Below are 11,721 nucleotides of genomic sequence, written 5' to 3'. Positions count from 1 at the left end.
TCCTTTTGGCGGCTGCCGACGTTGGGCCGTTTGTCTGCATAATCCCTTAGCCTACTGAAAGTTGGCAGCATTGACTGCTTAAATCGACACTCGTTAAAGCAGGTTCTGCGAGTTCTGCGCCCGCAGGGCGCAGATGATCGGTAATGAGCCCCGTTTCGTAATGGAGATAGTCCTGAGGAAATCAAAGAAATGGGGTGCTCCAGTGTAAGGTTTAACGCCTTCGCGCGACTACACAGCAGAAGACGCAGGGAGCTTTACGTAAAGCCTGGCGTCTAACCCGTTACGAAATAAGGAGACGTCGGATGTTGATTAAGAAACCATCGGATATCCGGTCCAGCGAAATAACACCGGAATCGGTCTACCGCCGCCGTCGCGAGCTGCTCAAGGCGATGCTGGCCGGTGGCGCGCTGATGGCTGCGGGACCCGCTCGGGCGCTGGAACGTTACGAGTTACCGGATGAGGCGAAACGCTATCCGGGCCCGGAATGGCTGCAGGAAAAACTGCGTGCTGCCAGCAAGGGCGAGGTGATCGAGGGTGAAGATCTGACGCCTTATCGCCACGTCACTGGTCATAACAATTTTTACGAATTCGGTCTGGCAAAAGAGGACCCCAAGGCCAAGGCGCAGGGGTTGAAAACCGACCCCTGGAAGGTTGAGGTCAGTGGCGAGTGCAGCAAGCCAGGTTCCTATAACCTGGAGGATCTGCTCAAGCCTCACGAGCTGGAGGAGCGGATCTATCGCCTGCGCTGTGTCGAAGCCTGGTCCATGGTGATTCCCTGGGTCGGCGTGCCGCTCAACAAGTTGATCTCTCGTCTGGAGCCCACCGGTAACGCCAAGTTCGTAGAGTTCACCACTCTGCATGACCCTTCGCAGATGCCGGGGCAGAAGAGCTTTTTCAGTACGCTGAACTGGCCCTATTCAGAAGGCCTGCGGATGGATGAGGCGATGCATCCGTTGACGCTGATGGCGGTCGGTGTCTATGGCGATGCGCTGCCGCCGCAGAACGGCGCGCCGTTCCGGCTGGTTGTGCCCTGGAAATATGGCTTCAAGAGTATCAAGTCGATCGTCAGCATCCGCTTTACCGAACAGATGCCGCGCGCGACCTGGAATGAGACGGCGCCGAGCGAATACGGCTTTTACGCCAATGTGAACCCGCAAGTGGACCACCCGCGCTGGAGCCAGGCCACCGAACGGCGTCTGCCGTCGTCGCTGTTCAACCCCAACCAGATCGATACACGGATGTTCAATGGTTACGCTGATCAGGTGGCGCATCTCTATCAGGGTATGGATCTGCGCAAATGGTATTAAGTATCGCTGAGCTGCATCGCTCCAAGGTCGGGCGCAGGAGCTTCTGGTGGTTGCTGTTTCTACTGCCGTTGCTGCCGCTGGCGTATATTGCTGAGGCCGCTTATAGCCTTGATCTGGGCGCGGACCCTGCGCAGACCATTGTCACCTTTTTCGGTATCTGGACGCTCAGATTTCTGTTTCTGACCCTGGCGGTGACACCCTGTCGCCGCCTGTTTGGATGGGGCTGGCTGCAGCGCTACCGGCGTATGTTCGGGCTCTACACGCTGTTTTACGCCTGTCTTCATCTGCTCTCCTTCGCCACTTTTATTCTCGGCTGGCGCGCAGACCTCATCGCGCGGGAGCTGTCGGAGCGGCCCTACATCATTGTCGGCTTTATTGCCTGGCTGGGGCTGGTGGCGCTCGGTATCACCTCGACCAGAGGCTGGGTTCGCAGGCTGGGCAGGCACTGGCAGCAGCTGCACTACCTGGTTTACCCCATAGCGCTGCTGGCGATGCTGCATTTTGCCTGGCTGATTCGCGCAGGCTTCGGGGAGGTGCTTGGCTACGCGCTGGTGCTGCTGGTTCTGCTGGGCCACCGGGTTGTTTATTGGTTGAAACGACGTAGTCGGGTTCAGCACGCCTGAGCCTGTTTTTGGCGTAAACCCGACACTTTGCGCTAGCGGGCGTGTTGTCGGGTTTGGGTCACTCCTTCCATATCAGTAGCTTAGCTGTACTTCGCGTAGTTGCTGTTCTGGCATTCGATATGCAATTTCTCTCGACGGGTTGAAAAACACGACAGGGAGAAAAGGGGATGTCGAACACCGCAGAACGAATCGATACGGCGGGGCTTACCGGCGATGGCGCGCTGAATTTTATCAATGTGGTGGACATGCATCTGCGCGTGGTATCCCGCTTGCAGCTTGCCACCGAAGCTCATCATACGATTCGGCTGCATCTCAGTCTGTTCTATGACAACCAGCAGGCGGGTTCCCTTTCCTTCGATCTGAACGGTTTCAGCCCCGCTGAAAGCGTGGCTCTGGCCCGCGATATCAAGTCGAACCCGTACATTTTGCGTGAGATAGATGAATATCTCTGCGGCGATATGGTTGAGTAACCGAGGAGTGCGAGATGCTTGAAGCTGATTTTTTTGAAGTATCGGATGAGTTCGTCAATCTCGCCAACGAGATGCTGGAGGAGTGGGCTCAGCCTATGTTGAGCGCCGCGATCATGCATGCCGCCGCGCGGTTTAATGCATTTAATTACATCAGCCAGGGCGAGGATGAGGATGCCGCCAAGGCGGTGGGATTTCTGACCGACCAGTATCGTCAGATGCTGGAAGAGGCGATTCGAGAGATGCAGCGCGGCGGCTGATCGTCTCGGTATAGCCATTTCGCAAAAGAGGCTTGCCTGACCTATATCTTAAGAGACCTGCTCACAGGTTTCTTAAGGAAGGTGAGTCTTATGAGTCATATTCTGCAGCGCTGGTGGCGAACCCTGATTGGTGTTCTTTCCGGTTTTTTCGGCGTTCAATCCGAGCGTCGCCGGGAGGAGGATTTCAAAGAGGGGCGCGCCATCCACTTCGTGGTCGTAGGCCTGTTGATGGCCGCACTTTTCGTGATTTTCGTGATTTTTCTCGTTCGTTGGGCTTTGAGTCTAAGTGGCGCTTAATACCTTTTTGGCGACAAAGCCCGACGTTCGCATCTTCAACCTGTCACTTCCTTGCATTTTTCTGACGGCTGCTATACTCGGCAGTGAGGGCCAACGCAAAGCCAGTCGCCAGCAGTCAAAAGGTGTTTGCTTAGCTCTCTGATTCCAAAGGGAAAGGGACCCGCTCCCCGGCGGGCCGGAATGGAACCTGGGCATATCCTTATGGAGGCCAGGCATGGGAATGATAAGAATAATATCCCGGAGCTTCCCGCTGACCCTGTTGCCGCTGACGGCGAGGGCCGAGTGGACGGTGAATCTCAGTCCCGGTGTGACCGAGATCAGTCGCTCCATCTACGATCTGCACATGACGATCTTCTGGATCTGTGTGGCCATCGGCTGCGTGGTATTCGGCATCATGTTCTGGTCGATCTTTCATCACCGCAAGTCACGCGGTGCTAAAGCCCATCATTTTCACGAGCACACGCTGGTGGAGGTGATCTGGACGCTGATTCCTCTGGGTATTCTGGTCGCCATGGCGGTGCCGGCAACGGCGACGTTGGTCAAGATGTACGACCCCAAAGATGCCGGCCTCGATGTGCAGGTCACCGGTTACCAGTGGAAATGGCGCTACCAGTACCTGGATCAGGATCTGGATTTCTTCAGTAACCTGGCAACTCCTCAAGAGCAGGTCACTAACGACCAGGCCAAGAGCGAAAACTACCTTCTGGAAGTGGATCGCCATCTGGTACTACCTACCGATACCAAAATTCGCTTTCTACTTACGGCCAATGACGTTATCCACAGCTGGTGGGTGCCGGCACTGGCGGTGAAGAAGGATGCGATTCCGGGCTTTATCAATGAAGCCTGGGCCCAGATCGATGAGCCCGGCATCTACCGCGGTCAGTGTGCCGAGCTTTGCGGCAAGGATCACGGCTTTATGCCGATCGTGGTTGAGGCGGTTTCGCCAGAGGAGTTCCAGCAGTGGCTGGTGGCTGCCAAGGCCGAAAAGGCCGCAGCAGCGGAGGCGGCCAATCGCAGCTGGACGCTGGACGAGCTGATGCAGCGGGGTGAGCAGGTTTACCTGGGCACCTGTGCCGCCTGTCACCAGGCCAATGGCGAAGGGTTGCCACCTGCCTTCCCGGCGCTGAAAAACAGCCCGATCGCCGTGGGTGATGTGGGTGCGCATATCGATATCGTGCTTAACGGCAAAACCGGCACAGCGATGCAGGCGTTCCGCGATCAGCTGGATCCGGTCGAGCTGGCTGCAGTGATCACCTATGAGCGCAACGCCTGGGGTAATAGTACCGGCGAGGCGGTTTCGCCCACGCAGATTGCGGACCGGATCGGCGCTGCACAAGGGGAGGGCAACTGATGGCTATCTTGGATACGACCGGGGGCTTGGATACTACCGCTGGCGAACTGCACGAGGAGCATCATCACGGCCCGGCGAAAGGTATAGGCCGCTGGCTCTTCACCACCAACCACAAGGATATCGGCTCGCTCTACCTCTGGTTCAGCCTGCTGATGTTCCTGACCGGCGGCGTGATGGCGCTGCTGATCCGCGCCGAGCTGTTTCAGCCGGGGCTGCAGCTGGTGGAGCCGGGCTTCTTTAACCAGATGACCACCATGCACGGCCTGATCATGGTATTCGGCGCGGTGATGCCTGCTTTCGTTGGGCTGGCCAACTGGATGATTCCGATGATGATCGGAGCGCCGGACATGGCGCTGCCGCGGATGAATAACTGGAGTTTCTGGATTCTGCCGTTCGCCTTCGCGATGCTGGTTTCCACCCTGTTTATGGATGGCGGTGCGCCCAACTTTGGTTGGACCTTCTATGCGCCTCTGTCCACGACTTATGCGCCACCCAGCGTGACCTACTTTATCTTCGCCATCCATATCATGGGGGCGAGCTCCATCATGGGCGCGATCAACATCATCGCCACCATTCTGAACATGCGTGCTCCCGGCATGACCATGATGAAGCTGCCGCTGTTTGTCTGGTCCTGGCTGATTACCGCGTTTCTGCTGATTGCGGTGATGCCGGTGCTGGCCGGTGTGGTCACCATGATGCTGATGGATATCCATTTCGGTACCAGCTTCTTTAATGCCGCCGGCGGCGGTGATCCGGTGCTGTTCCAGCATGTGTTCTGGTTCTTCGGTCACCCCGAGGTGTACATCATGATCCTGCCGGCGTTCGGCATTATCAGCCAGATCATTCCGACCTTTTCGCGCAAGAAATTGTTCGGTTATGCCTCGATGGTGTACGCAACGGCGTCTATCGCGATTCTTTCCTTCCTGGTCTGGGCACACCACATGTTCACCGTGGGGCTGCCGCTGGTGGGCGAACTGTTCTTTATGTTCGCCACCATGCTGATCGCGGTGCCCACCGGGGTGAAGGTGTTTAACTGGGTGGCGACCATGTTCCGCGGCTCGCTCACCTTTGAAACACCGATGCTCTTTGCTATCGCTTTTGTGGTGCTGTTCACCATTGGTGGTTTCTCCGGTCTGATGCTGGCGATCGCGCCGGTGGATTTTCAGTATCACGATACCTACTTCGTCGTGGCGCACTTCCACTACGTGCTGGTGCCGGGTGCGATCTTCTCGATCATGGCAGCGGTCTACTTCTGGCTGCCGAAGTGGACTGGGCATCAGCTCAACGAAACCCTGGGCAAGCTGCATTTCTGGCTTAGCTTTATCGGCGTCAACATCACCTTCTTCCCGATGCACTTTATTGGCCTAGCCGGTATGCCAAGGCGTATCCCTGATTACGCGCTGCAGTTTGCCGACTTCAATATGGTGGCCTCCATCGGTGCCTTTATCTTTGGCTTTTCGCAGCTGCTGTTTGTCTGGAACGTGATCCAGAACGTGCGCAGTGGTGAAAAAGCCAGCGCCCAGGTCTGGGAAGGTGCCGAGGGGTTGGAGTGGACCGTGGATTCACCGGCGCCTTATCACACCTTCAGCACACCGCCGAAAGTGGATTAAGACGATGAGCCTTCAACGTGCCAACCGTCGCTTGATCACGCGCCTGCTGCTGGCGGCGGTGCTGATGTTCGGTTTTGGCTTCGCGCTGGTGCCTCTTTATGACGTGTTCTGTCGGGTAACCGGCCTGAACGGCAAGATTACCAATACAGGGCCGGTGGAACAGACCGCCATTGATGAGCAGCGCCAAATCAAGGTGCGTTTGATCGGGGTGAATAATGAGGGAATGCCCTGGCGATTTGGACCCATAGATTCCCTGGTTAGCGTGAACCCGGGGGAGATGCGGCAGACGGCGTTTCAGGCGACCAATCCCACCGGGCGTTCTATGGTGGCCCAGGCGATCCCTTCGGTGGCGCCGGGAGAGGCCGCACAGTATCTGCACAAGGTGAACTGTTTCTGCTTTAACTCTCAGACGCTGGCAGCGGGCGAATCGGTGGATATGCCGCTGCTGTTTGTGATCGATGCGGAGCTGCCTGAGCATATTCATTCGATCACGCTTTCCTACACGCTCTTCGATATCTCGCCGGATAAAACCGCGAGCCGCTCTGAAGAGACCCAGATGGGAGGTTCCAGGATATGAGTGCTTCAAACATGAATACTCAGGAGTCCTACTACGTTCCGGCGCAAAGCAGCTGGCCAATCCTGGCATCGTTCGCCATGTTCCTGCTGGCGTTCGGGGCGGGTACGACGATCAACGGCCTTAGCGGTAAGGCGGATGGGACCTTCGGCGTGGTATTGCTGCTGCTGGGTGTGCTGTTGATGGCGGGTATCCTGGTGGGCTGGTTCAGCCATGTCATCCATGAAAGTCGTGCCGGTCTTTACAGTCCACAGATGGATCGCTCTTTTCGCTGGGGTATGAGCTGGTTCATCTTCTCTGAGGTGATGTTCTTCGCGGCGTTCTTTGGGGCGCTCTTCTATGTGCGCAACCTGGCGGTGCCCTGGCTCGGCGGCGAGGGCGATAAGGGCGTGTCGCAGATGCTCTGGCCGGGGTTCACCGCGGAATGGCCGCTGATGAATCCACCGGATGCGGAACAGTTCGCCGGCCCCAGAGCGATCGTCGACCCCTGGCATATTCCGCTGCTCAACACAGTGTTACTGGTGAGCTCCAGCTTCACGGTGACGCTGGCGCATCATGCTCTGCTCAAGGATAAGCGGCCGCAGGTTGCGCTATGGCTTGCTGCGACTATCTCGCTGGGGGCGGTCTTTATCGGCTTTCAGGCCTATGAATATGTGCACGCCTATAACGACCTGGGTCTGACCCTGCATGCCGGTGTCTATGGCGCAACCTTCTTTATCTTGACCGGCTTCCACGGCCTGCATGTCACCCTCGGTACGCTGATGCTGATCATCATTCTGCTGCGGATTCTCAAGGGGCACTTCGACTCAAAGCATCATTTTGGCTTCGAGGCAGTGGCCTGGTATTGGCACTTTGTAGATGTGGTGTGGATCGGGCTGTTCCTGTTTGTTTACGTGTTCTAGGAACGGCGCAGTGACGCTGCGCGACTACCAGGGTACGTGGGAGTGGAGATGGCCGGTGAGAAAACCGAACAGCACCAAAGCAAGTAGTGCGGCACTCAGGATCACCCGGATCATCAGCGTGTTAGCCATGCGTTTTTCGCCATCCTTGTCTTTCATCATGAACCAGAGGCTGGTGAACAGGGCGGTGACGATGGCGGCGAAGATCAGCAGCGCGGCGACACGAAACATAGGGCTGTCCTGTGGTGGTTCGTTTGTTGTTTTCACTCAGTAAAGAAGAGGGGCGTGTATCCGGCAAGCTGAATGCCCGGTTATGGATCTACCCGCTCTGGCTGCTTGTCGTTGCAGGTCTTTCATCTCTGGGGTTTTGGCAGCTGGATCGGGCCGAACAGAAAAAAGATTGGCAGTTGCAGCAACAAGCGACGCCGCTGATATCGCCAACGGCGAGTGAGATAAACCGGGCGTTGGCGGAGCATAGATGGATAAAAGCGCAGCTGTCGGTGCGCTGGCCCAAGGCCCGTCCGCTGTTTCTGGATAACCGTACCGATCAGGGGCGTGCCGGTTATGAGCTTTTTCTGCCTGTGCAGCTAGAAGATGGTTCCTATATGGCAGTGAATCTGGGCTGGTTGCCTTCGCCGGTCAGTCGCAACCAGGAGCCGACAGTGGCGATAGAAGGTAGATCGGATGTGACCAGTCTGTCCGGTGTGATCGGTGCACCGGTGGATACTTTTACCCTGAGTGCTGAAGGTTCCGGTTCCGATGCCGCGTGGCGAGTACAGCGGCAAAGCGTGGCGCAGCTGGCGGAGCGATGGCAGCTGCCGCTGCAGCCCTGGATGTTCTGGCTGGATCAGCCGGCGATCGAGGGAGTTAAGGCGAGGGTCCCCGGTGCGGGGCAGATGCCGCCGGAAAGGCACCTAGGCTACGCGGTGCAGTGGTTTGCGTTAGCGCTGACCCTGCTGATTCTGGGAGGAGTGCTGGAATGGAAAATAACAAGAAAACAGCATCACGACTGACTCTCTGGGCGATCTGGGCGACAGCGCTGATACCCATGGGGACAGCGTTTTTGGCCTATACCCAGGAGTTTTCTCTGACAGGCGGGGGTACCAATCAAGGTGAATTGCAGAACCCGGTACTCACGCTGAACCAATGGGGCGGCAGCAGCGAGTTATACACAGGGCACTGGACCCTGCTGGTCAAGCCTGAAAGCGAGTGTCGGCAAAACTGTCAGAGCCAGGTGGCGCAGCTTAAGGCCATTCATGATGCGCTCGGACGGGATTCGACCCGGTTGCGTGTGCATGTGGCCGAGGCGGAAACGCTCGACATGGAGCAGGGCGTCTGGTTGATTGATCCCAACGGCAATCTGGTGCTGAAGTACGGGCCTGAGCTGATCGGCAAGCCGCTGCTTAAGGATCTCAAGCGTCTGCTTAAGGCATCTCAGCTAGGCTGAGTCGGAGGTGGGCATGAATCTGAACGTCAGCCTGCGCCTGGTCAATCTGTCCATAGGGCTTGCTCTTGTGGTGGTTCTGCTCGGCGGCTGGACCCGTCTTAATGATGCGGGTCTGGGTTGCCCTGACTGGCCGGCCTGTTATGGGCATTTCGTGTTGCCGTCAGCGCATCAGGTTGAAGAGCGGATCCTGATCGATTTCCCTGGCCATGTGGTGGATCTGAAAAAAGGCTGGCTGGAGATGGTGCATCGTTATGCCGCTTCACTGTTGGGTTTACTGATTCTTTTGCAGGCGCTGCTTGCAATGCGTAAGCGCAAGCTTGAAGGCTATCCCGTTGTGCTCTCCTGCGGTCTGCTCGTGCTGGTGATCGTTCAAGGGCTGTTCGGCATGTGGACGGTGACTCTCAAGCTGGTTCCCTGGGTGGTCACTCTGCATCTGCTGGGTGGAATGACCACTCTTGCCCTGTTGGTGAGGCTGCGCCAAAGGCTGAGTGTATTGAAAGATCATGGCCTGCAAACCGATCGTCACCCAGATGTTGGGGCGGTGATGCTCGTCGCGGCGCTGTTTATTCAGATTTCACTGGGGGGCTGGACCAGCACAAACTACGCAGGCTGGGCGTGCGATCACTGGCTGGTCTGTCATCAGGAGAGCTCGGTCGAATATGATTTTGCTACCGGGATGAATCCGGTGGTTCCTCTTGGTCCCAACTATGAGGGCGGCCTGCTTCCGGCTGAGGCGCGGGCTGCTATCCAGATCAGCCACCGGCTCGGCGCGCTGATGTTTGTTATTTCCCTGCTGATGGCAACCTGGCGCCTGCGCGAGAACCACTCCCTGATGCCTTGGCTTGGGCTGGTTTGGGTGGTGACCTGTGGCCAGATTGCATTGGGAGTGCTCAACGTGATTTTCCAGTTACCCCTGGCTTTAGCGACGGCTCATCACGCCGCAGCGGTTATGCTGCTGCTAGCGGTGATGGCCGTTTACGGCAGGGCTTTTGTAAAGCGGACGCGAACGGAGGTCATTCATGGCTACCTATCCCCTGGCTAGACCAGAGATAGTCGGTAAGGCGGGCTGGCGCGATTACCTGGCGCTCTGCAAGCTAAAAGTCATTGCAGTGATGTTGCTAACCCTGGTGGTGGGAATGTGTCTGGCAACCTCTGGATTGCCGTCATTGCCCCTGCTGCTATTGACCAATCTCGGGGTTGGGCTGGCCGCGGCCTCGGCAGCAGCGGTGAATCATGTGCTGGATCAGGGGATAGACGCTCGTATGGCGCGCACCGCTCGCCGTCCCCTGCCACAGGGGAGGGTGACGCCTTTACAGGCGGTGGTGTTTGCCGCGTTGCTGGGTATCGCGGGTATCGCCTTGCTGGCGCTAACGGTCAATCCGCTCACAGCCTGGCTGACGCTCGGTTCGCTGATCGGTTATGCCTTCGTTTACACCGCGTTTCTGAAACGGGCTACGCCGCAGAACATCGTGATAGGTGGCGTAGCGGGTGCGGCGCCGCCGTTGATAGGCTGGGTTGCCGTCACCGGCCAGATCACTGCAGACGGTCTGTTGCTGATGCTGATTATCTTCGCCTGGACGCCACCTCATTTCTGGGCGCTGTGTATCGCTCGCAAGGATGATTATGCCCGTGCGGGGATTCCGATGCTGCCGATCACCCATGGAGAGAACTTCACCCGGTTACAGATTCTTTTATACACGCTGATAACCGTGCTGCTGACCTTCTTGCCATATTTTATTGGTCTCAGTGGTCTGATCTATCTGGCCTGCGTACTGGTAATAGATGCTCGCCTGCTTTACTGGGCCTGGCGTCTGTACAGTACGCGTGAGGCTGCGGATCCGATGAAAATGTTCCGCTTCTCGATCCTGTACATCATGGCGTTGTTTGCCATACTTCTTGTTGATCACTACTTGAAACTGCAGCTGTAAAAAGTCCGCTGGAAAGCGGGTGATGGAAAGGCGGAATCGTGAATCCTCACGCCATGCCTGAAGACCAATCTGCAAAGCAACACGGACGGGAAAATAACAATAGCCGTTCGTTAGGAGGGTAGACGTATGTTCCTGCAGCACATGATGGGGGTGTTCTATCACCCGAAGCGGGAGTGGCGCTCAATCAAGAGTGAGCATTACTCCACAACACATGTGTTCCTCGCCCAGATCAGCGTACTGGCCGCAATCCCGGCTATAGCGCTGTTTATAGGTACTACTCAGGTAGGCTGGAGTATTACCGGTTCCGATTACGTAAAACTTTCAGTGTCCAGTGCGTTACCCGCAGCGATCGCGCTCTATATCGCGATGTGGGTCGCCGTTGGCTTCATCGCCTATACGATCCGCTGGATGGAGAAAACCTATGGCGGCAGCGTGAGCTTTGACGAGTGCATGGTGCTGACAACCTTTACCGCGACACCTTTGTTCCTGTCTGGGCTTGCAGGTCTATACCCCATGCTGTGGTTCAACGTCATCGTGGGATTGATAGCGCTGAGCTACTCGGTCTACCTGCTCTACAGTGGTGTACCGGAGATCATGCAGATTCCGGAAGACCGCGCATTCTTCTTTTCAACCTCTATCCTCACCGTGGGTCTGGTAGTGCTGGTAGGTCTGCTGGCCGCTACGGTGATTCTCTGGAGTACGGTGGTACCGTTAAGCTATGTCTCTGGATGATTTTCCTGCATCGAAGGGAGTGTGAAGAAAGGGAGCCTTAGCTCCCTTTCTTATGGCCTGTTTACAGCCCCAAAAGGGCGCTTTGAAGTTTTTGTAAATTATTTCCAAAAAGGCTGTTGACTCCCTCCGGTAGGTCTGTAGAATGCGCCTCCTCGCTTGAGACGACACGCCCTTCGGGGTTGCAGACGACCAGCGAGGCGGTTTTCCAACCACTTGAATTTCTAAG

General features: G+C 56.8%; 15 protein-coding genes. 14 read left to right on the top strand and 1 reads right to left on the bottom strand.

Annotation, left to right across the window (positions count from 1 at the left end):
• Positions 1–302 precede the first annotated feature (302 nt).
• From msrP to C4S72_RS23735, 9 genes are all read left to right on the top strand, one after another.
• Positions 303–1,307 (top strand): protein-methionine-sulfoxide reductase catalytic subunit MsrP, encoded by a 1,005-nt coding sequence (gene msrP, locus C4S72_RS23775; protein ID WP_104005704.1) that lies wholly within the window; start codon positions 303–305, stop codon positions 1,305–1,307.
• Positions 1,298–1,930, top strand: a complete 633-nt coding sequence (locus C4S72_RS23770; RefSeq protein ID WP_104005703.1) for a protein-methionine-sulfoxide reductase heme-binding subunit MsrQ — start codon at positions 1,298–1,300, stop codon at positions 1,928–1,930. Before msrP ends, C4S72_RS23770 begins: the two co-directional genes overlap by 10 nt.
• Before the next feature lie 167 nt (positions 1,931–2,097).
• The gene (locus C4S72_RS23765) at positions 2,098–2,400 is read left to right on the top strand and encodes a hypothetical protein (protein ID WP_104005702.1); all 303 of its coding nucleotides are present in this window, start codon (positions 2,098–2,100) and stop codon (positions 2,398–2,400) included.
• Positions 2,401–2,414: 14 nt separating this feature from the next.
• Positions 2,415–2,657: a DUF3144 domain-containing protein gene (locus C4S72_RS23760; protein ID WP_104005701.1), complete on the top strand. Its 243-nt coding sequence runs from the start codon at positions 2,415–2,417 to the stop codon at positions 2,655–2,657.
• 90 nt (positions 2,658–2,747) lie between these two features.
• Positions 2,748–2,954: a DUF2970 domain-containing protein gene (locus C4S72_RS23755; RefSeq protein WP_104005700.1), complete on the top strand. Its 207-nt coding sequence runs from the start codon at positions 2,748–2,750 to the stop codon at positions 2,952–2,954.
• A gap of 220 nt (positions 2,955–3,174) precedes the next feature.
• On the top strand, positions 3,175–4,305 hold the full coding sequence (gene coxB, locus C4S72_RS23750; RefSeq protein ID WP_104005806.1) for a cytochrome c oxidase subunit II: 1,131 nt from the start codon (positions 3,175–3,177) through the stop codon (positions 4,303–4,305).
• Entirely contained in the window at positions 4,305–5,915 is a 1,611-nt protein-coding gene (gene ctaD / locus C4S72_RS23745) for a cytochrome c oxidase subunit I (protein WP_104005699.1), read from the top strand. The genes coxB and ctaD overlap by 1 nt, the downstream gene beginning before the upstream one ends.
• Before the next feature lie 4 nt (positions 5,916–5,919).
• The gene (locus tag C4S72_RS23740; RefSeq protein WP_104005698.1) at positions 5,920–6,492 is read left to right on the top strand and encodes a cytochrome c oxidase assembly protein; all 573 of its coding nucleotides are present in this window, start codon (positions 5,920–5,922) and stop codon (positions 6,490–6,492) included.
• Positions 6,489–7,391, top strand: a complete 903-nt coding sequence (locus C4S72_RS23735; protein WP_407657731.1) for a cytochrome c oxidase subunit 3 — start codon at positions 6,489–6,491, stop codon at positions 7,389–7,391. Before C4S72_RS23740 ends, C4S72_RS23735 begins: the two co-directional genes overlap by 4 nt.
• Positions 7,392–7,415: 24 nt before the next feature.
• Here the strand turns inward: C4S72_RS23735 and C4S72_RS23730 are convergent, their stop codons facing one another.
• Positions 7,416–7,619 (bottom strand): DUF2909 domain-containing protein, encoded by a 204-nt coding sequence (locus tag C4S72_RS23730; RefSeq protein WP_104005696.1) that lies wholly within the window; start codon positions 7,617–7,619, stop codon positions 7,416–7,418.
• Positions 7,620–7,645: 26 nt separating this feature from the next.
• Between C4S72_RS23730 and C4S72_RS23725 the strand changes: the two genes are divergently transcribed.
• The 5 genes from C4S72_RS23725 to C4S72_RS23705 all read left to right on the top strand — a co-directional run bounded on the left by C4S72_RS23725 (position 7,646) and on the right by C4S72_RS23705 (position 11,495).
• On the top strand, positions 7,646–8,401 hold the full coding sequence (locus C4S72_RS23725; RefSeq protein WP_160115581.1) for an SURF1 family protein: 756 nt from the start codon (positions 7,646–7,648) through the stop codon (positions 8,399–8,401).
• Positions 8,368–8,835: a hypothetical protein gene (locus C4S72_RS23720; protein WP_104005694.1), complete on the top strand. Its 468-nt coding sequence runs from the start codon at positions 8,368–8,370 to the stop codon at positions 8,833–8,835. The genes C4S72_RS23725 and C4S72_RS23720 overlap by 34 nt, the downstream gene beginning before the upstream one ends.
• A 13-nt stretch (positions 8,836–8,848) precedes the next feature.
• Positions 8,849–9,877 (top strand): COX15/CtaA family protein, encoded by a 1,029-nt coding sequence (locus C4S72_RS23715; protein ID WP_235009248.1) that lies wholly within the window; start codon positions 8,849–8,851, stop codon positions 9,875–9,877.
• A complete protein-coding gene (gene cyoE, locus C4S72_RS23710; RefSeq protein ID WP_104005693.1) occupies positions 9,855–10,763 on the top strand; it encodes a heme o synthase in 909 nt (302 codons plus the stop codon). Before C4S72_RS23715 ends, cyoE begins: the two co-directional genes overlap by 23 nt.
• Positions 10,764–10,889: 126 nt before the next feature.
• The gene (locus C4S72_RS23705) at positions 10,890–11,495 is read left to right on the top strand and encodes a Yip1 family protein (protein WP_104005692.1); all 606 of its coding nucleotides are present in this window, start codon (positions 10,890–10,892) and stop codon (positions 11,493–11,495) included.
• Positions 11,496–11,721 lie beyond the last annotated feature (226 nt).

The sequence above is a fragment of the Marinobacterium lutimaris genome (genome assembly GCF_900108065.1).
Lineage (GTDB): Bacteria > Pseudomonadota > Gammaproteobacteria > Pseudomonadales > Balneatricaceae > Marinobacterium_D > Marinobacterium_D lutimaris.
The sequence above is the reverse complement of the archived record's forward strand: the minus strand, read 5'-3'. Positions and strand labels throughout refer to the sequence as shown.